The following is a 21,286-nucleotide window of genomic DNA, read 5'->3' as shown; positions in this document are numbered from 1 at the left end:
CGTTATATCTTCTGTCTTTTTACGCGCATCCCTTGTTCTACCAACCGCATACAGGTCATCTGGTTTAGGACTCCATTGACCTCCATAAGACAGCTGGAACATTTACCGATTGCGCAAAAGAACCCCCGCGGCCTGTTGTGATGTTTGCTGTGCTGGAAGACTTTTACTCCCGCGGCTATAAGCGCGGCGGCTATAGTCTCGCCCTCATAAGCTTCTATTTCTGTATCTTCAAAATAAAAAGTGGTTTTCTTTTCCCTTTTGAACTCCAATATTGGATGACTATCTATTCTCATTTTTATTAGGACGCAGATTATCTTTCCTGCTTTCCTACCTACTTACTACTACCTACTACTTTTTTAATTATCTTCCGAATTTACGTTCCAATTCTTCTCTTGTCAATTTTATTATTGTCGGCCTGCCGTGAGGGCAGAAATAAGGGTTATTCGTATGGAATAGCTGGTCCAAAAGCGACTGCATTTCCCGTGTTTTCATAATAGCGCCTGCCATTACCGATGCTCTGCAAGCAACCCTTTTTGCGGCATTCGTAAATTTGTCTTCGCTTATCGCTTCGTTCTCCTGCAACTCGGACAACAACGACTTGAATTCAGGTGCCGTGCATTCCTTTAATACGGAAGGAATAGCAGTAATCCTGTACGTCGCTTTCCCGAATTCTTCTATCTCAAAACCTAACTTTATAAGACAATCTTTATATTCCAATAAGAACTTTTCTTCTATGTCTGTAAGTTCTGCAACTACGGGAAAAAGCAGTTTTTGTGACGTGCCCTTTTCCCTCATTACCCTTTCAAACATAATTCGTTCGTGCGCAGCGTGTTGGTCAACGATAAGCAATCCCGAAGGGGTCTGGGCAAATATATAAGAGTTATGCAGCTGCCATACTTCGCATTCCTTAGGGTCAAAAGCTTCTTCCAACACCTGGTATTGTTCCTGTCCCGTGAATCCTTTTATTCCCAGTCCAATTCGTATTCCGTTTATTATCAAATTATAAATAAAAGATTCGTCTTTGAACCGCACTTCTTCTTTTCTCGGGTGAACGTTTACATCTATGAATTCCGGCGGCACTTTCAGGAACACTACAAACGACGGAATCTTTTCTTTCATCGGAACGGCGTATGCGTTTTCTATGGCGCGTCTCACTATTCTGTCCCTGCACGTTCTGTTGTTTATGAAAATAAATTGCTTTGGGTGTTCCGCAAAACTGAAAGGTTTTGACAGGTATCCGCTGAATACGAAATCGGAAACTTTATGTTCTATGGGAGCAAGCGAGGCAAGAAAATCGTTTCCAAGCATTGCAAGTATCCTGTGTTTCAAGTCCGATTTTGGAAATTTCATGATTTCTTTATCGTCGTGTGTAAGAGTAAAAGCGATATCAGGATACACGAGCGCCATATTCTGGATTACGTTTATAATATGTTTAAGTTCTACCGGGGCGGATTTCAGGAATTTTCTTCTCGCGGGCATAGAATAAAACAAATCCTTAATTCTTATTGTCGTGCCCGTATTTCTTGATGCCGGTTTCTTTTCAAGTATTTGGTCGTCCCGCACTTTTATGTAATTTCCGTTTGGTTCGGAAGCAACGCGGGAAGTGATTTCTACTTCTGCGACTTTGCATATTGAAGCGAGGGCTTCTCCCCTGAACCCGAAGTTTTTTATGTTGAACAAATCTTTTTCGGTTTTGAGTTTACTTGTGGTATGCGGCTGGACGGCGATTTCTATTTCGTCCTGACTCATCCCGTAACCGTCGTCAATGACTTTAAGTTCGGGAACTCCATTCCCTTTGACTTCGCAGGATATGGTATGCGCACCGGCGTCAATTGCGTTTTCGATTAATTCTTTAATGCAGGAAGCGGGGCGTTCTATAACTTCGCCTGCGGCAATCTTTGCAATTATATCTTCGGAAAGTTTTATGATTCGTGATTCCATTTTAATTCTCTTATTGGGTAGGCAGGGCTTTAATGCCCTGCTTGTTCTATGCATCCCAACACTAAAAAGATGTTATATAGGAAATATGGACTTGTCAATTGGGAAAAAAGTATATCTTTCCAACGAAGAAAAACAGCGGGTAGGTAGGAGCATCTGCTCCTACCTCTTCCCTTTTCTATTGACAAATTAACATAAAGACAATATCTTCCTCATAGATATGAAAATTATTTATTCTCTTGTTTCTTGCATAATCTTTGCTCTTCTTGTTTGTTGTTCATCATCGTGCAGAAAAGCTCCACCTTATAGAACATTGATTCTTGCATGTGACTCAACATGGATTATCCCCGAGAACGATTCTGTTACGTGGAAACAGCCACAATCTCGTGAAGATACGTTGCGTTTTGAAGTAACTAGAGAATACGGGCCTTCTACCGGGCGAGTAGTTCTTAGTGCTTACAAAACGGGAGAATATACGGACATTAGAAAAGATACAACTTTTTCTATTAATTGGTATTGGAAAACGGATAAGTGTGATACCGTTGTATTTAAAATTGTAAATACTTCGTCGAGCGATACTTTAAAAGTAAGAGCTATAATATCAAGATTTGTATGGAATGAATCATCAAACGGGTTTGGATAATCCTTTAGCTTTTAATAACTTCAAATAAACTTTTCAATCTGTGTTAATCTTTCTTAATCTCTTGCAAATCCCTGTTAAATTATCTGTTTTTCTATCCGTGGAGATCCGTTTACAAACTCTTGGATGTAATCCTTAGAGTTTGTTGGGTCTGTTATCCGTGGTAAGAAGCTCTTGGGCGAAGCCCTTAGAGATTCCTATCCAGCTCAGCTGGGCCAAAATTTCCGTTAGTTGTCTCTGTTCTCTCTGTTTAATCTGTGCTTATCTTTCTAATCCCTGCCTACCGGCAGGCAGGTGTGGGAATCTGTGTGCACTCTTTCCGTCTTTCGTGTTTTAGTGTTTTTGTGGCAAATTAGTAGGTATTAGAGTTTTATGGATTTTCCAACGAAGAAAAACAATTCAATAGAAAAAAACTTATTCCGGTTTCGTAACCTTTTTTATTTCCTTCTCTAGTTCGGCTACTTCCGTCTTAACGGCTTTCTTTATTTCTTTCTCTATTTTCGCCAGTTCGACCGGAGCAAGCTTAAGGAATTTCCTTACTTCTTTTTCTATTTCGGCCAAGACTTTCGGACGCTGTATCAGCATTTCCAAAGTGTTTTCTTTTCCCTGCCCGAGTTTCTCCCCTTTATAAGAGAACCATGCGCCGGACTTATCAATGATATCATTCTCGGAAGCAATATCAATAATTTCACTTTCTTTAGATATTCCTTTGCCAAAAAACATATCGAACTCTGCCGATTTGAAAGGAGGTGCAAATTTGTTTTTCACTACCTTGACTTTCATCCTGCTGCCGACTCTTTCTTCTCCTCTTTTAATAGGAGCAGAACCTAACATTTCAAGTCTAATTGATGAATGGAATTTCAATGCAAGTCCGCCGGGTGTCGTCATAGGATTTCCAAACATAACGCCTATTTTATATCTTAACTGGTTTATGAATATAATGCTTACTTTTGATTTACTGACTATACCGGTAAGTTTTCTCAAAGCCTGTGACATAAGTCTTGCCTGTAATCCGATAAAAGCATCTCCGACTTCACCTTCTATTTCGGCTCGTGGAACAAGAGCTGCCACCGAGTCAACGATTATTACGTCTAACCCGCCGCTTCTCGTAAGGACTTCGGCTATTTCCAATGCCTGTTCGCCCGTATCCGGTTGGGAGATTAAAAGGTTAACCGTATCCACACCAAGATTCTTGGCATAAAACGGGTCTAATGCATGTTCTACGTCAATGAAAGCGCCTACTCCGCCCTGTTTCTGGGCATTTGCCAGAATATGCAGCGCAAGTGTAGTTTTTCCACTTCCTTCAGCTCCGAATATTTCCGTAATTCTTCCTTTGGGGATTCCTCCGATTCCAAGCGCCTTGTCAAGAGCAAGTGAACCCGTCGGAATAATGTCTTTGAATTCGTGAACTTCTTCGTCGCCCAGTCTCATTATTGAACCTTTTCCTGCAAACTTTTCTATCTGTTTTAATGCTTCGTCTATTGCTTTTTTACGATCTATATCCATGACACCCCACTCCTCTTTCTCTTCAATTGTTCGGAGAAAATTAAATTATATCTTGTTATCCGTTATTTCTTTACCTAATTAGTTGAATAGTTGAACTTTAGCTATGACGAAAGCGGGACTTTAGTCCAACTTATCCAGCTATACTGGGCAAACATTCAAACCTACAAACGTTCAAACAACTTTTTCTTAGCAGTCTTACGATATGATTTCAGTTACTACGCCGGCTCCGACTGTCTGTCCACCTTCTCTGATGGCGAATCTCATTTCTTTTTCCATTGCAACCGGTGAAATCAATTTTATTTCAAGTTCAACGTTATCGCCCGGCATTACCATTTCTACACCTGCCGGAAGGTTTGCATTACCGGTAACGTCCATCGTTCTAAAGAAGAACTGTGGCGAATATCCGTTAAAGAAAGCCGTATGTCTTCCGCCTTCCGCCTGTGTCAAAATATACACTCTTCCTTTGAAATGTGTATGCGGAGTTATTGTTCCCGGTGTTGCAAGAACCATACCTCTTTCAACTTTGTCTTTTTCTACACCTCTTAAAAGTACTCCAAGGTTATCCCCTGCAAGTCCTTCATCGAGTATCTTTCTGAACATTTCAACGCTTACTGCCGTAGTTTTCTGTGTGTCTGTAAATCCTACGATTTCCAACGGGTCGCCTGCTTTCACTCTGCCTCTTTCAACTCTTCCCGTCGCTACCGTTCCACGACCTGTAATCGAGAAAACGTCTTCCACTGACATAAGGAACGTTTTGTCTACTTCTCTTGTAGGCTCAGGAATAAAACTATCCACTGCGTCCATAAGTTCCCATATAAATTTGCAGCAATCTGCATTCGGGTCAGGACTTTCGAGGCATTTCAATGCTGAACCCTTTATGATTGGCGTTGTATCGCCGGGGAATTCGTATTTCTTTAAAAGGTCTCTGATTTCAAGTTCAACGAGTTCGAGTAATTCGGGGTCATCGACCTGGTCAATTTTATTCATACATACGACAAGCGCGGGAACGTTTACCTGTCTTGCAAGTAGAACGTGTTCGCGAGTTTGCGCCTGTGCTCCGTCTGCAGCTGAAACTACAAGTATTGCTCCGTCCATCTGTGCTGCACCGGTAATCATATTTTTAATGTAGTCACGATGTCCCGGGCAATCGATGTGTGCATAGTGTCTTTTGTCCGTCTCGTATTCAAGGTGACATAACTGAATGGTCAATCCACGAGCTCTTTCTTCAGGTGCCTTATCTATCTGGTCATAAGCCATAAAGCTTGCATATTTCTTGGTTGCGAGCACCTTTGTAATACAAGCACTTAATGTTGTTTTTCCATGGTCGACGTGGCCTATTGTCCCTATGTTTACGTGCGGCTTTTTCCGTTCAAATTTTTCTTTTGCCATAAAACATCCTCCTCCCTGATACTAAATTGTTATTTGTCTTGTTAAATCTATATTCTGCTTAACTTATCTTATACTAAAATAATTGTCAAGAAAATAAATATATACCTTTATTTCTAACTATATTCGGGGAAACTCTGCAACGAATATTCTCCCTTTTTTCTTTTCTGGGGTAGGTGGAAATTGAAGAGATAAGAAATATTCACCGCAGAGTCGTCCCGCCTTTTTCGGGATAAACTCCGCACGCAAAGGACAAAAATATGCGAAATTCTACGAATTTTTATCTGTGTTTATTAGCGCCTGTCCGCCTCAGGCGGATTTATCTGCAGTTACAATTTCTTTCCTCTGTGTCCTCTTCTCCTCTTTTGTTAAACTCTCTTCTATCTGTTATGTTGTTTGACTCTAAATTTTATTTCTTCTCTGCGTACTCTGCGACTCTGCGGTGAGACTTCCCGTAAGAAAAACTTGCAATTTTTGAATCCCCTCCTATTATACCCCAATGCTTATACCTTTTTTATTTCTTCTGTCCGCAACTCCCATCAAAACATATATGATGGACACCGTTGTCGTCGTCGGCACACGAACTCCTACCAAACTTTCCGAATCCTCCCGTGCTATCACCGTAATTAAAGATTTCACCACCTCCTCCCTTAGCGATGCCCTTAAAACTGCATTATCCGTTAACGCTTCCGACAGGGGGCTGCCCGGCGTGCAAACTGATTTATCGATAAGAGGCTCAACTTTTAACCAGGCATTGGTTTTGGTAAACGGGATAAGAATGAACGACCCCCAGACCTCTCATCATAATCTTGAAATTCCTTTTATGGTTTCGGATATAGACAAAATCGAAATACTCGGTGGGAGCGCTTCTTCCATTTACGGGCCTGACGCTTTTGGCGGAGTCGTCAATATTATAACCCGTCCCGCAGGGGAAAAGTTTCACGCTTCCGCAGGAACTTCTTTCGGGACCTACAATGCACAACTCAAAACCGCAAGCGTTGAAAACGAAAAAGCCGGACTATCTTATGAGAGTTCGTCTTCTGACGGGTACAGGGAGAACACGGACTTCAAAAACTCGACTTATGGAGCGCAATATTCCACAAAATTAACTCATACTTTTATAAATTATATGGAGAAAGAATTCGGCGCAGCAGATTTTTACGGCCAGCATTATGCGCGGGAACACACGAATACGATATTCTCGGGAATAAAACTCGAAAACCGGCTTTTGAAAACCAATGTCTATTCGCGTATCCACAAAGATAAATACACCCAAAACATAACCAATCCCGACAGTCCGGTTAATCGACATACGGTTTATACGATAGGCGCTGAAACGCAACTCAGCACCAAATCTTTTATCCTCGGCACGGAAACCGTATTTGACTATTTAACAAGCAACATACTTGACAACCATATCGTCGGAAAGTTTGCCCTGTTTGGACAGTTGCGCAAAAAAATTGGTCGTAGAATGTTTTTTATAACAGGCATACGGTCTGACTACAATTCGCTTTACGGCTGGCAGACCAATCCGAGGTTTGAGTTAAGCAAAGGATTTCGCTCGCCGATAAAAATCCGTGTATCCGTTGGACACGCATTCAGGACGCCGTCTTTTACAGAATTATATTATAATGTGGGCAATTTAAGAGGAAATCCAAACTTGAAACCCGAAAACGCGTGGAATTATGAAGCGGGTATTGATTATACAGTAAAGAATTTCACTCTTATGAATTCGGTATTCATACGGGACGGGAATAATATTATAGACTGGGTAGGGGAATCGGACGGTTTTGTCCACGCAAGAAACATAACGAGTGACCGTGTGAAAGGGATTGAAACGGGGTTAACTTCAAAGATACTTCGTTTGAACTATACGTATCTGTGGGCGCAAAATATGCAAACCGCAAAATACATCCGCAACAGGGCAAAGCAATTGATTTCGGGTGAACTGAAATACACGTTTCCGTATGGCATTGAAACGAGTATAGACGGTTTATATAAGGAGTTACAGGACACGGTAATGGTGCAAGGCACGACGTATTATTATGTGTTCAATGGTAAACTATCGGTAGAAATTCAGGCCACGACTTCAATAAAAGGGAAGTTATTCCTGCAGGGAATGAATTTGTTGGATGCTTACTATAAAGACCTCAATATGGAGATGCCCGGCAGAGGTTATCAGGTAGGAATTAAGTTAGAAATATAGACGGCCTTTTCTCTTGCCTGTTGACTTATATTTCTTATATGCCCTGTATGACTTATTCTTTTCTTTCTCTTACTAACTCAACTCACTAAACTTATTAAACTGTTCGCTAGGTCTGTTATTTGTTGACATTATTTATGTCTAATATACATTGTATCTGATATCAGCAAGCAAGATGCTTGCATTACAATAATGCCTACCGTTCTTTTCTTAAGTAACTGTTACGGCGAAGACCGCTCCGCCGCCATTATCGCTTCCGCACTAAAAAAGATGCGCCCCGATACCGAAATCATAGGCGCGCCACTCATATCCTTTGGCGAAGAATACGAAAAAAGAAATATCCCCGTTCTCCTGAAAACTAAAGTCCCACCGTCCGGAGGCTTTACCACAAGAAGCATTGCCGGAATTCTTGACGTGCTAACAGGGTTTTACATTCCCATCAGATATTGCCTTGCCCTTAAAAAACTTCGTCCAAAAACGGATTCCGTTATGATAACGGGAGACGTTTTTTTGCTCATTCTGGGATGGCTCGGCGCACGCAAACCTATCTTCTTTCTTGCTCCCGCTAAGTCCGATTACCAGAACCCCCATTACAAAGTTGAGTTGTGGATAATGAGAAGTCTGATTCACAAAAAACAAATAAAACAAATTTTTACTCACGATGAATATACCGCAAATAACTTACGAAAAAATAACGTCCCCGCGACATTTGTCGGCAACCCGATGGTTGACGAACTAAAACGTGAACATAAATTCACCCCGGAAAAGAATTCTATCACAATCGGAATACTTCCCGGTTCACGAACCGAAGCTTATAAAAATTTTATCAAAATACTACAAGTCGTTGAGTTGCTCGAACAAAAAAACTTACCGAAATTATCCTTCGTTACGGCTTTGCCGAATACTATTAAGTTGGATACGTTGACAACTCTTTCTCAAAATAACGGATGGAATTTGTCAACCGATGATATAAGCGTTCTGACAAAAAAAGACACAAAAGTATTTTTATATTACAATGCTTTTGTTGACATAATTGAGCAGGCAAATATTATAATCGGGTTAGCGGGAACGGCAAACGAACAGGCAGCGTATTTCGGGAAACCTATCGTTGGGTTCCAAGGAACAGGCCCGCAAACTTCGAACGTGCGAATGAATAACCAGCAAAATTTATTGGGGGGATGTTTGAAAGTTGTTAAAAATTTCCCTGACGAAGTCGTAAATGAAATAATGTTTTTATTACAGCATCCCGATGAAATAAAAAGGAGAAGCAAAATCGGAAAATTCAGGATGGGTCCGTCCGGTGGCGCAGAAAGAATAGCACAAGTTATAGTAGGTAGCATGAAGTAGATAGTATGTAGGGAAGAAAAAATGGGGCAGGTTGACCGACGTCGGTCAACCCCACTAGTATATTCAGAGCAACTGCCCCGACAAACATTTATGACAATTATATTGGGTAGGACGGAGCACGTGCTCCGTCCTCTACCCTGATTTGAATAAAAAAAAAAAAAAAACGATATGAAAGCATCCGTAATTTTACCTACACACAACAGGGCTTATATATTGAAAGATTGTCTTCAACACATTCTGAACCAGAGCATTTCCGACTACGAAGTAATCGTTATAGACGATGCCTCTACCGATGATACGGCAAAAATAATATCAAAGTTTTTAGTTGGAGTTTCCGACGATAGGCAGATTACTCCAACTTATCCAGCTCAGCTGGGAAAATATTCAAACCTCAAATACATAAAATTGGAGAAACAGAGTGGACCTCATGCCGCAAGGAACGCCGGAATAAAAATAGCAACAGGCGAACTTATTATATTCGTAGACAGCGATGTTTTGGTACATCCGGATTTTATTAAAGACCATATCAATATTCATACGCAATATCCCGATATAATTCTGCAAGGTATGGTGCGCTACATAAAAGATATACGGAAAGCAACATTTAAACTTTTCTATACCAATCTGATGTCCTTTGGAATACTCGTATCGCAAAATGCATCCATAAAAAAAGAATGGCTTATAAAGGCCGGGTTATTTGATGAAACTTTTGGTATCGGGTATGAAGATATAGATTTGGGTATCCGATTGCAGAATCTGGGATTAAGATTCCGGTACGCAATTAAACAATGTAAGGCATACCATATTAACCTGCCTCATAGCAAAAAAAGCATTAAAGAATATATTTCAAAACATTTTGAACGCGGGAAATGTGCGTATTATTTTACTAAAAAACATGGGGCAAAAGCAGAACAAATCGCCCATACAAAGAAAATACTTGCCAAAGCAAAATTTCTTAATACGGATAAGTGGGTGGAAAAACCGTCGTGTATGAAATTTCTTGAGAACAGTATAGACTCTCCTATTTACCCGTTGTTTCCGTTGTTCAGGAAAGCAGTTAAATATCATTATCGCGCGAAAGGGATAAGAGAAGCGGAGATGAAAAAATGAAAGCATCCATCACCGCCCACCGCCACAGCGGGATCTCCGACAAGGCGGGATGTTCCATAATTATTCCGACAAGAAATCGTTCCTGGGTTTTAAAAGATTGCATACGCCATTTGTCAAACCAATCCGCAAAAGATTATGAAATTATTATTATTGATGACGCTTCAGATGATAACACGGGAGACTTAATTTCGTCACTCAGCAAATCAATAAGGTATATAAAATTACCTAAAAGGATAGGATGTTGGGCAGCGCGAAACGTTGGCATAAAAAATGCATCCGGAGAAATAATCATTTTCGTAGATTCGGACGTTCTGGTAGATAAAAACTTCATTGCCGACCATATTGAGTTGCATAAAAATAATCCAAACATTGCAGTCCAGGGCGTAGTCAGACACATAAGCAGACCGGAGAAATTCGGCATCAAAACCCTGCGAGTAGACGGGATATGTAACACAGGACTCGTAATACAAAACTGCTCCGTTCCCAAACAAAAACTTCTGGATGTAGGTCTGTTTGATGAATATAAATTTATGGGATATATGGACGTGGAACTTGGGATGAGGCTTAAAAAAGCCGGAGTAAAAGTCGTGTATGCATTTAACAACTGTATTGCTTATCACGTTGACGGGTTTTATACCAGAGAAAAACTAAAAAACGTTTTTTCCAAAGCCGAGGAACGTGGAAGAACTTCACTGCGTTTCATAGCGCGCGCGCAGGGAAAAACTTCGGAAAACGTCGCAAATTTAAAAGTGCTTTACCTGTCGGGTTTATTACAAACCAACAAATGGATAGAAAAAACGGGATTGTTTAATTTGCTGGTAAAGAGTATAGATTTTCCCTTGCCGTTTATATTTCCCATACTTAAAGAACTTACGAAATACCACTACCGCGCAAAGGGAATTAAGAGCATTAGAAAGTAGGTAGGCAGTAGGTAGGGAACAAAATTTTTGGACGCAGATGATCGCAGAAAAAGATTAAAAGACAGAAAGATTTCAATCACGGAAACACAAATAAAAAATGGAAGAAAAGCACGAAAAGAAACAAAGGATTTAACAGGGATTTTACGAGATTAAAACAGAAAAATTATTTCTTTTTGCATAGGAATAAACCGGAGTTTATTCCGCTCCGGCGGGGTAACTGCCAGTTTTTTGAGTAGATTTGTCTGCAGAGACTGTAGGGAACGCATATATGCGTTCCCTACAAACAGACATTGCAATAACGCCGTTATTGTTATGTCTATAAGCAGACAGAACCTCTCAAAAAACATCAACTAGAAATATATAAATTGACAATAAATCATTTTTAGGCTATTAAATAAAAACTTTTATTAATTGTTTGGTCCGCCTAAAGCGGATACATTTTTGGGAGGGAAATAATCTATGATGATGCGAAGATTGAGGGGGAAAACAGTATATTTTCTCTGGCTTCTTATAATAGTATTCGTAGCCTTTATATTCGTTGGCTGGGGAATGCAGGACTATTCTACCCAGAAAATAAGCAAACGCGACCAGGGAATAATCGCAGAAGTAAACAAAGAACCGATTACTTATAAAGCTTACGGCGACCTTATGGAATATTATGTTAAAAGCGGGCAATCAAGAAGCGAAGCAGGAAAAGCGGCTTTCAATAAACTGGTAGAAGATGTATTGATTAACAACGCAATACAAAAGAAAAAGATTAACATCACGGATGAAAATATCGTTGAGTTCATAAAAACTAACCCTCCACCACAGTTGCTAGGCGATACCTCATTGCAAACAAACGGACAATTTGACTACGGTAAATATTTATCCATAATTTCCAATCCCTCAAATATTGAATGGCTGAAAAGTTACGAAGAAGTGCTGAGAACTCAATTGCCGAGACAGGTCCTATACCAGATGATTGTAGGAACAGTTAGACCGACTACCATAGACTTTATGGAAGAATTCTTGCAGAGAAGAACTAAACTAAAAGTGGAATATGTAAAATCGGCCCCCGAAGTAAGTCCATTTGAAATACAAAACTATTACGACAAGAATAAAGATATTTTTGCCAAAGAAAGCAAACCAATTGTAAAATATGTTATGTTCCCGATAAAAATAACCGTTGAAGATGAAATGGATTCCAAGGCAGCAGCAGAAGAAATTCTTAATCTTGCGCTTCAGGGAACCCCCCTTGACACTATAGTCGAAACCCATAACTGCATTTTATTGCCGGAAAAACCTGAAAACTCAGGCATCGTCAAGAAAGATGACGGCTGGCATATTTCCGTAAAAAAAGACAGTATTGTAGGAAGTTTATTATTGCCGATGCATCCTTCTACTGAGACGATGGGTAGAGTAGAAGAATCTGCGGAAAGCTTTATTGAAGAAGCAAAATCCGATTTTGAAGGAACGGCAAAAGCATACAAAATGGAAGTTAAAACAAGCAGGATAGACGAAGCGCCGATAAACGAAATTGACTTGTCTTATATTGAGTCTAAAAAGAAGCCTATTCTTATAGGTCCCGTGGAAGGCGAAAACGCTTTTTATGTTGTCCGAACTGCCGGCATATCCGAGAAGTATATACCAAAATTTAACGACATAGCCGATAAAGTTAAATACAAATACCTGTCTGTAAATTCTCCTATTTTGTTTAAACAAGGCTTTAAAGAATTCGTTAAAGCAAAAGGCTTAACGGCAATAAACCCCGGAACATTTGATTTCTACAGCTCGCCGGAAGGGCCTGAATTCTTTATGCAAGCAGTAAACATTCCAAAAGATACTACGATGTACGTAGTAGTTAACGGCACATCTTATATAGTTCATTCTTTAGACAGAATTCAACCCGAAGCCGATTCCATAAAAAATGAAATGCCCCAGTTCTATAGCATATGGTCGGAAGAAGAAGGCAAAAAAATCTTTACGGAATGGGTAAACGGGCAAAAAGAAACTGCCAAAATCCAGGATTACAGATATAAGACCTACTAATCTTTCTTTTGGGCAAACGTCAAATATCACAAATCTATGAAAAACGTATGCATTCTCGGGGCTACCGGTTCCATAGGAAAATCAACACTTGAAGTCATTCAAAAGCTCGGACCGGAATATAAAGTATTCGCCATTACCTGCTTCGAAAATACAGAACTCCTCCAAAAACAAATAGAACAATTTAAACCAAAATACGTATGTGTCGCAAATAGTTCTTTTTCAAAAATAAATAAAAAACTCAATTGTAAAGTGCTTGCCGGAACGGATGGCTTATGCGAACTCGCAAGCCACCCGGACGTGGACATCGTGTTAAACGCACTTGTCGGTTCCATCGGGGTTCGTCCTATGCTTGCCGGAATAAAAGCAAATAAAACAATTGCCATCGCAAATAAAGAAACACTCGTTGCTTACGGAACGATAATTATGAAAGAATTGAGTAAATCAAAAGCATCCCTCCTGCCCGTGGATTCCGAACATTCCGCAATACATCAATGCCTTGGTTCTTATAGAGCCAAAGGAGCAAAAGACTTTGTTGTGAAACGCATACTCTTAACTGCGTCCGGTGGACCTTTTTGGAACAAAAAATCCGTAAAAAACATTACCCCGGAAATCGCATTACTCCATCCCGTATGGAAAATGGGGAAAAAAATTACGATAGATTCCGCCACCCTTATGAATAAAGGATTTGAAGTTATCGAGGCAAGTGTGTTGTTTGATGTGCCCGTGAAAAACATAGAAGTCGTAATACACCCGCAATCAATTGTTCACTCAATGGTAGAATTTCCGGATTCTTCGGTTATTGCCCAGATGGGATTGCCCGACATGAAACTTCCAATCCAGTATGCATTGACTTACCCTTTAAGAGTTCCTTCTATGGCAAAACAACTGGATTTCAAAAGCGGGATTAAACTGGAATTCAGCAAACCCGATTTCAAAAGATTCCCCTGTTTGGGGCTTGCTTACGAGTCCGCAAAAATAGGCGGGACGATGCTGGCAGTATTAAATGCCGTAGACGAAGAAGTCGTAAATGCATTCTTACATAAAAAAATAAAATTTGAAGACATCCCACGTATCATAGAAAAAGTTATGTCAAAACATAAAGTTATACCAAGCCCAACATTTAAGGAAATAGAGGAAGCGGAAAAATGGGCAAAAGCTAAAACAGTTGACTTTTTGAATCTTTAACGTAAAGTAAAAATAAAATGATACTAACCCTTGTAAGCACACTCATTGTTTTAAGCGTATTAATACTTTTTCACGAGTTTGGGCATTTCATAGTCGCGAAACGCTCGGGTATAAAAGTAGAAATATTTTCCCTTGGGATGGGACTCCGGCTTATAGGAATAAAAAAAGGAGATACGGATTACAGGATTTCGCTTGTGCCGTTCGGCGGGTACATAAAAATGGCAGGCGAAGACCTGAAAGACGTAAAAGGTGAAGGCAATGAATTTCCGTCAAAATCTCCCGGAGTAAGGGCAAGTGTAATAGTTGCGGGTCCCGTATTTAACCTGGTTCTGGCGTGGGTAGGATTTACGATTGTTTCTTTTATGCAGGGAAATAGTGAAATTCCGACCACTTTTGTGCAAACTCCCGGGAAACAAATAAACCTCCAAACAGGCGACAAATTCGTTTCCGTAAACGGGATTGAAACAAAAACGTGGAACGACGTCATTTCCGGTATTTCCAAAAAAGACAGTGTAAGTTGTGAAATCGAAAGAAACAACGAAATACAAAAAGTTATAGTGTACGGGGAAAGCCTGGACATCGCTCCAAGAATACTTCCGGTAGTCGGCAGAGTCATAAAACAGGGCGTTGCGTGGAAGGCCGGGATCCGCGAGAATGACGTCATTAACCAAATAATTATTGATAGTCTCAGGGATACGATACAAATTAGCAATTGGGACACGCTCGTAACTTTAATCCAGAATAACGCACGCAAAGAAGTGTCTTTCCTGTGGACAAGAGATTCCAAATTGATGAGCGCAGTTCTAATACCCGAAAAAAAAGAGTATATGGATGAAAACAATAAAATAAAAGAAATAGGAATGGTCGGAGTTCAATTAAAAACCGTAAGAAAACCTATCACTTTAATAGGCGGATTCAAGGACGGGTTCGTAAGAACGTGGGATGTTGCATTGCTTACGTTAAAATTCTTCAAAAATCTTTTTGCAGGAAAAATGTCAGCCAAAGCGCTTGGCGGACCCGTATCAATCGGAAAGTTTGCAGGCGAAAGCGCAAGATGGGGATTGGACAGCTTTATATTGCTCATATCTTTCCTGTCAATTCAATTGTTTTTACTCAACCTTATGCCCTTCCCGCCTCTTGACGGAGGACAGATTTTTATTATAGGAATTGAAAAGTTGCAGAAAAGACCCGTTCCCGAGAAGACAATAATTTTAATTCAAAATATCGGATTTAGTTTGCTGATGTTGTTTATGGTATACGTCACTTTTAATGATATCACCCGCATTTTCAAAAAATAAAATGTCCCCCGAAATAAGTAATGTAGTAACCTGCTTTCTTGAATCCGAGGGAAAAATTTTAATACTAAAAAGAAGTAGCAAAGTTGGAACTTATCAAGGAAAATGGGCGGGAGTGAGCGGATATATGCCCTCCAAAAAAACGACGGGCAGGGATACTACACCGGAACAGCAAGCGTTGAAAGAAATAAACGAAGAAACATCACTGGCTGCGGAAGAAGTTGAGCTATTAAAAAAAGGGAAACCGGTAATGGTTAAAGACGAAAAATTAAATAAAGAATGGAAAATATATCCTTTTATGTTCAGGGTGAAAACGCCGGACAAAATTAAAATCGATTGGGAACATTCCGAAACGATTTGGATTAAACCCGAAGATATGGAGAAATATGATACGGTTCCAAACTTAAAAGAAACATTTCAAAGCATAAGCGAGGTATAAAAATATGAAAGCAGATAATTCTCATTTCCCGGGAAGCATAATTTACGGTCCGGTTAAATCAAGACGGTTAGGCAATTCCCTGGGAATTAACCTTTTGCCCGTAGGGTGTAAAGTTTGTTCTTTCAACTGCAGTTACTGTCAATACGGGTGGACGGATACTCACACGATAAACAAAAACGAACTTGGCAGAGTAAAATTCCCGGGTGTCCAGGAAGTAATAACTGCAATAGAAGGCGTTTTGCACAGAATCAAAACGCCCCTGGATTGTCTGACGTTTTCCGGTTACGGCGAGCCTACATTGCATCCGCAGTTTAATGAAATAATAAAACAAACAAAAGATTTGCGGGATAGATATTCGAAAGACCATAACGTTCCCCCGATACCGATAGTCGTGATATCCAATTCCACGAACATAGAAAACGCGAGAGAGGGACTTCAGCTTGCAGATGTGCGGGCAATGAAGTTGGATGCCTGTGAAGAAAATATTTTCAATGAAATTAATAAACCTGCGGAAGGAGTAACTCTCGATGACATCGTAAAAAATCTAAAAACGTTAAAAGATATTATTATTCAATCAATGTTTTTAGAAACGAATGCGAACGATTCTGCAGTTGAAAAATGGATAACCTGCATAGAAGAAATTAAACCGTTAGAAGTTCAAATATATACACTTGACAGGATGCCGGCAGATTCGAACTTGAAAGTGTTGGATAAGTTGGTGTTGAAAGACATCGCCCGAAAACTAACAGAAAAAACGGGTATAAAAGTAACGGTTTTTTGAGTGAAAAAGAAAATTTTCACCGCCCCGCCTTCTTCGGGGTAAACTTCGACGCAAAGCACGCAGAGAGAAAAAAACAACAAAAAGAATTTTTGGACGCAGATTTCCGCAGATAAACAGGATAAAAACAGAATACAAAAAAATTAGCCACGGATAACAGACCCCAGCGGAGCTGGATAACAAACTCTAATCCGCCTCAGGCGGACTACCCAATATTTTAATAGAACAGGAAAAACAAAAACGAGATTCTTCACTTCGTTCAGAATGACAGAATGCCTGTTCCCTACCCATTTTTTATCTTATTCATCTGTGTCCCAAAAAGGTTGTTCTTTTTTAACTTTCAAGCTTTCCGTTTTTCGTGGTAATCCGTGGAAATCCTTGTCCATCACTGTCTACCGGCAGGCAGGCGTGGCTAATATTTGTTATGTTTTTTAATCTTGTGGAAATCTCGTGTAATCTTGTGGTTCCAATTTGTTGTTTGTTTTCCTCTTGACTTTTCTCATTCCTACCTTAAATGATACATTATCACTTTTATGAAAAGCAAATCGGAAAAGCTAAAAGAAAAATCCCTGCTCCTACACAAAAAGCTCAGGGGAAAAATTACAATCGAAAGCAAAATCCCCGTCACCAAAGATAACCTTAGTTTGTTATACACCCCGGGCGTCGCTGAACCCTGCCGGGAAATTGCCAAAAATAAAGACCTCGTGTTCGAATATACTTCACGCGCTAACCTCATCGCAATCGTCACCGACGGGAGCGCAGTTCTCGGACTCGGGAACATTGGTCCAGAAGCAGGCCTTCCCGTTATGGAAGGCAAAGCAATATTGTTTAAAAAGTTCGGAGGAGTGGATGCAGTTCCTATTTGTCTTGCGACACAGGATACCGATGAAATCGTAAACATCGTAAAAAATATATCTCCAACTTTCGGCGGAATTAACCTTGAAGATATTTCTGCTCCACGATGTTTTGAAATAGAAAAAAGACTCATAAAAGAAACGGACATTCCCATTTTTCACGACGACCAGCACGGCACGGAAATAGTCGTTCTGGCGGGTTTGATTAACGCGCTCAAGCTGGTTAAAAAAGAAATAAGCAAAGTAAAGATTATCATAAACGGCGCCGGCGCAGCAGGAACGGCCATTTGCAAGTGTCTGTATAATTTTGGAGCAAGAAATATTATCGTCTGCGATATATACGGAGCTATATACGAAGGGATAAAAGAAGGAATGAATTCCTCCAGAAAAGAACTTGTAAAAATTACGAACCGCAAAAAAGAGAAAGGCAAATTAGTAGACGTTATTAAAAATGCGGATGTTTTTATCGGAGTGTCCGCGGGAAATATTCTTAATAAAAAGATGGTTGCCTCAATGAATAAAAATCCAATAATATTTGCAATGGCAAATCCTGATCCCGAGATTCTTCCTACAGAAGCAAAAGCAGGCGGCGCAAAAATAATCGCCACGGGAAGAAGTGATTTCCCGAACCAGATAAACAACGTTCTGGCTTTCCCGGGAATATTTCGAGGAGTTCTGGATGTGCGCGCAAAAGTTATAAACGAAGAAATGAAAATAGCCGCCAGTCTGGCGATTAGCAGTTTAGTTTCAAAAAAAGAACTCACCGAAGAATATTTTATTCCAAAAGCCTATGACCCGAGAGTTGCGCCGGCAGTTGCGGAAGCCGTAGCGCAGGCGGCAATAAAAAGCGGTGTTGCAAGAATAAAACTCAAACCGGGAGAAGTTTTTAAGAAAACCGTTATCCTGTTAAAAAATGAGAACAATAAAAAAAGATAAGATCGTTGACTCCGTTAAGAACTTGTGCATTAAATCCAATTTTGAAATAGATAAAGACATTGAACGGTTACTGGAAAAAGCCTACAAAGAAGAAACCGATATCCTCCCCAAAGAAGTCATCCGTGACATATTAAAAAATTGCAGCATCGCAAAAGCCAAGAAAATACCTATGTGCCAGGATACGGGGTTAACAGTGGTGTTCGTAAAAAAAGGCGAAGGGGTAAAGGTTGATGGCGGTCTGGAAGAAGCAATCCAGGAGGGAGTTCGGAAAGGTTATCGTGAAGGGTATTTCAGGAAGTCAATAGTTGACCCGTTAACCAGAAAGAATACCGGAGACAATACTCCCGCAACAATACATACGAATCTGGTAAAGGGAGACAGGTTAAAAATTACGGTTGTGCCGAGGGGATTTGGCAGCGAGAATATGGGAAAAGCTTCAATGCTTGACATAGGAAATTGCGTTAAGGAAGTAAAAAAATTCGTGTTGGATTCCGTAAAAGAATCCGGCGGAAACTCCTGCCCGCCTGTAGTCATCGGGATAGGAATCGGCGGAACGCTTGAGAAAGCAGCGCTGCTGGCGAAAGAAGCGTTAATAAACGATTCCGAAGATAGTCACAAAAACGTTACGGTAAAAAAACTTGAGAAAGATTTATTAAAAGAAATAAACAAATTAGATATCGGGCCGGGAGGATTGGGTGGAAAGACAACCGCATTAAGGGTGACCATAAAAACTTATCCGACGCACATTGCGGGATTGCCCGTGGCAATAAACATAGGGTGCTGGTGTCATCGTGTTCAAACTATAATATTATGAAAAAGATTAGGCTTCCTCTGGATGATAAAATAATTTCCGGATTAAACGCCGGCGACAGGGTTTTGTTGACGGGAATAATATACACTGCAAGAGATGCGACGCACAAAAGATTGACCGATTGCATAAAAAACAAAAAGAAACTCCCGCTGGAATTAAAAAACCAGACGATTTATTACACGGGGCCTGCTCCTGCAAAACCGAAACAAATCATAGGTTCCTGCGGGCCTACGACAAGCAGCAGGATGGACGAATATACTCCGTCTTTATTGAGAAACAATTTAAAAGGAATGATTGGAAAAGGAGACCGTTCGAAGGAAGTCGTATCCGAAATAAAAAAACACAAAGCGGTTTATTTTATTGCGCCGGGGGGATGTGGGGCGTTACTTTCGCAGACGGTTAAAAAGTGTGATCTGGTAGCGTATGGCGAACTAGGGTGTGAAGCTATTTACAAATTGAAAATCAAAGATTTCCCGGCAATCGTAGGAATAGATTGCAGGGGCAAGAACATATATAATCGACGTTAAACTAGCCGGATATTTTTGCAAGTAATGTATCGGCTATTAATTTGCTGCCCCTTTCGTTCCAATGGGTATCTCCCTTTATAAAATATTTATCAATAGTTGCCCGATGATTAGCCTCACGAATAAAGGCAGGAAAGAAACTTATAAAATCAATATTTCTTTTTAGAGAAAATGTTTCCCAGAATGTGACCTGTATGGATTTTAAGCTGTCATTAAGTATTTGCTCAGGCCATGGATAAACAACAATATTAATTTTAATATCATTTTTTTTACATAAGTTATAAAGTTTATTCATATTTTCTTCTCCCAGATTTAATCCTTCTGTCCCCCATTTGTCAAAAGTTGTTTTGTCGTAAGTCCATTTTCCCCAATCATTTGCCCATTTATCCCAATAATTATTATCTGCAGGGCCTTTTTTGTTTTTCTTGAAAAACCTGATAAAATTGTGTTCATTTAATAAATGAACCCTTAAAAATCCATAAACAAAAGAAGTTTTTTGCAAAAAAGGATCTATTCCTTTCGTTAAAGGAGCTGGGGATACAAAATCCTTATAAAAAACTTCATCTTTAATATCCGAGATATCTATAAACATATATAATTCATTAAATTGCAGGTTTGTTTTTTCTATTAAGTATTTTACTTTTAAGTAACATAACTTAGGGGAATAACCTCGTACCCCTGCATTTAATATTTCAAACTTTGAATTATCTAATTTGTTATCCAATAATCCTATAAAAGTTTTTTCATAAGGTAATCCTATGCCTTCAACAAAAGAATCCCCTATAAATAGAAACCTATATTTATTACTGCTGTTTTTTACGTCAATATGTCCTTTGCCTTTATCCCTAAAACCTAAAGAATTTGTGTTAATATAGTAACTTCTATCGCCCCATTTATCTTTCATTCTGGCATTTTTCTTTAAATCATGATGATAGTAAGGAGAATAAATTCCTACCGGATGATTATTTGATAAAAATTTAACGGAAATATCTAATACAATAAATACAAATAATATAAAAAAAACGATTGTTTTTACGGGATACTTTACAAAAATATTATTTTTATGCATACTACTAATTATTATCCATAGCAATAAGCTTGTCCATGTCAAGTTTAAATAAATATTAATGCCCGGAATAACTCTCCCTGATTGTAGTAAGCAGACGAGAGCAATCAGGCTCTTCTTATTTTTTAATCCTAAATCATTTTTCTCCTTTGTGAACTCTGCGATTCTGCGGTAAGAAGCTCTTTCCCCGCCAAGGCGGGGATTAGAGATCCGTTAGTTGGAGTTTGTTTCGCCAGAAACATTACTCCAACTTATCCAGTTCAGCAGGATATCTAGTTCAGCTGGATGAATATTTCAGTTCTCTGTTTCTTTATAAA

18 protein-coding genes are annotated in these 21,286 nt (G+C 39.6%); 13 read left to right on the top strand and 5 right to left on the bottom strand.

Translation table 11 applies throughout. The features are described from left to right. Nucleotides 1-2 precede the first annotated feature (2 nt). Both WC614_08625 and mutL read right to left on the bottom strand, forming a co-directional pair. Nucleotides 3-293 (bottom strand): (2Fe-2S)-binding protein, encoded by a 291-nt coding sequence (locus WC614_08625; protein MFA5033070.1) that lies wholly within the window; start codon nt 291-293, stop codon nt 3-5. A gap of 67 nt (nt 294-360) precedes the next feature. Further along, nucleotides 361-1,941 (bottom strand): DNA mismatch repair endonuclease MutL, encoded by a 1,581-nt coding sequence (mutL, locus tag WC614_08620; GenBank protein ID MFA5033069.1) that lies wholly within the window; start codon nt 1,939-1,941, stop codon nt 361-363. 217 nt (nt 1,942-2,158) lie between these two features. Between mutL and WC614_08615 the strand changes: the two genes are divergently transcribed. Beyond that, the gene (locus WC614_08615) at nt 2,159-2,581 is read left to right on the top strand and encodes a hypothetical protein (GenBank protein ID MFA5033068.1); all 423 of its coding nucleotides are present in this window, start codon (nt 2,159-2,161) and stop codon (nt 2,579-2,581) included. Nucleotides 2,582-2,992: 411 nt separating this feature from the next. On the opposite strand, the gene recA is transcribed toward WC614_08615, so the two are convergent. Further along, nucleotides 2,993-4,084 (bottom strand): recombinase RecA, encoded by a 1,092-nt coding sequence (gene recA / locus WC614_08610; GenBank protein ID MFA5033067.1) that lies wholly within the window; start codon nt 4,082-4,084, stop codon nt 2,993-2,995. 195 nt (nt 4,085-4,279) lie between these two features. Next, nucleotides 4,280-5,473, bottom strand: coding sequence for an elongation factor Tu (gene tuf, locus WC614_08605; protein ID MFA5033066.1), 1,194 nt, complete (start codon nt 5,471-5,473; stop codon nt 4,280-4,282). A gap of 496 nt (nt 5,474-5,969) precedes the next feature. Here tuf and WC614_08600 point away from each other — a divergent pair, with 496 nt between their 5' ends. From WC614_08600 to WC614_08545, 12 genes are all read left to right on the top strand, one after another. Beyond that, nucleotides 5,970-7,676 (top strand): TonB-dependent receptor, encoded by a 1,707-nt coding sequence (locus WC614_08600; GenBank protein ID MFA5033065.1) that lies wholly within the window; start codon nt 5,970-5,972, stop codon nt 7,674-7,676. Nucleotides 7,677-7,865: 189 nt separating this feature from the next. Continuing rightward, on the top strand, nt 7,866-9,020 hold the full coding sequence (locus WC614_08595) for a lipid-A-disaccharide synthase-related protein (GenBank protein MFA5033064.1): 1,155 nt from the start codon (nt 7,866-7,868) through the stop codon (nt 9,018-9,020). 168 nt (nt 9,021-9,188) lie between these two features. Then, entirely contained in the window at nt 9,189-10,130 is a 942-nt protein-coding gene (locus WC614_08590; GenBank protein ID MFA5033063.1) for a glycosyltransferase, read from the top strand. Next, nucleotides 10,127-11,050 carry a glycosyltransferase gene (locus WC614_08585; protein MFA5033062.1) on the top strand — a complete coding sequence of 308 codons (924 nt, stop codon included), beginning with the start codon at nt 10,127-10,129 and terminating at the stop codon, nt 11,048-11,050. Before WC614_08590 ends, WC614_08585 begins: the two co-directional genes overlap by 4 nt. 459 nt (nt 11,051-11,509) lie before the next feature. Then, nucleotides 11,510-13,081: a SurA N-terminal domain-containing protein gene (locus WC614_08580; protein ID MFA5033061.1), complete on the top strand. Its 1,572-nt coding sequence runs from the start codon at nt 11,510-11,512 to the stop codon at nt 13,079-13,081. Nucleotides 13,082-13,117: 36 nt separating this feature from the next. Further along, nucleotides 13,118-14,266, top strand: a complete 1,149-nt coding sequence (locus WC614_08575; protein MFA5033060.1) for a 1-deoxy-D-xylulose-5-phosphate reductoisomerase — start codon at nt 13,118-13,120, stop codon at nt 14,264-14,266. A gap of 17 nt (nt 14,267-14,283) precedes the next feature. After that, complete coding sequence (gene rseP, locus WC614_08570) at nt 14,284-15,564, top strand: RIP metalloprotease RseP (GenBank protein MFA5033059.1); 1,281 nt, start codon at nt 14,284-14,286, stop codon at nt 15,562-15,564. Then, nucleotides 15,536-16,000: an NUDIX pyrophosphatase gene (locus WC614_08565; protein ID MFA5033058.1), complete on the top strand. Its 465-nt coding sequence runs from the start codon at nt 15,536-15,538 to the stop codon at nt 15,998-16,000. The genes rseP and WC614_08565 overlap by 29 nt, the downstream gene beginning before the upstream one ends. Before the next feature lie 4 nt (nt 16,001-16,004). Further along, nucleotides 16,005-16,781 carry a radical SAM protein gene (locus tag WC614_08560; GenBank protein ID MFA5033057.1) on the top strand — a complete coding sequence of 259 codons (777 nt, stop codon included), beginning with the start codon at nt 16,005-16,007 and terminating at the stop codon, nt 16,779-16,781. 530 nt (nt 16,782-17,311) lie between these two features. Next, nucleotides 17,312-18,568, top strand: coding sequence for a malic enzyme-like NAD(P)-binding protein (locus WC614_08555; protein MFA5033056.1), 1,257 nt, complete (start codon nt 17,312-17,314; stop codon nt 18,566-18,568). Continuing rightward, nucleotides 18,546-19,382, top strand: a complete 837-nt coding sequence (locus WC614_08550) for a fumarate hydratase (GenBank protein ID MFA5033055.1) — start codon at nt 18,546-18,548, stop codon at nt 19,380-19,382. The genes WC614_08555 and WC614_08550 overlap by 23 nt, the downstream gene beginning before the upstream one ends. Then, nucleotides 19,376-19,906 (top strand): Fe-S-containing hydro-lyase, encoded by a 531-nt coding sequence (locus tag WC614_08545; protein ID MFA5033054.1) that lies wholly within the window; start codon nt 19,376-19,378, stop codon nt 19,904-19,906. Before WC614_08550 ends, WC614_08545 begins: the two co-directional genes overlap by 7 nt. Nucleotide 19,907: 1 nt before the next feature. Here WC614_08545 and WC614_08540 read toward each other — a convergent pair whose 3' ends face one another. Further along, nucleotides 19,908-20,972: a hypothetical protein gene (locus WC614_08540; GenBank protein ID MFA5033053.1), complete on the bottom strand. Its 1,065-nt coding sequence runs from the start codon at nt 20,970-20,972 to the stop codon at nt 19,908-19,910. Nucleotides 20,973-21,286: the final 314 nt, after the last annotated feature.

Source organism: bacterium (assembly GCA_041649255.1).
In the GTDB taxonomy this organism is placed as follows: domain Bacteria; phylum Hydrothermota; class UBA3073; order JACQXS01; family JAQTXJ01; genus JAQTXJ01.
This window is presented reverse-complemented; position numbering and strand designations above follow the sequence as displayed.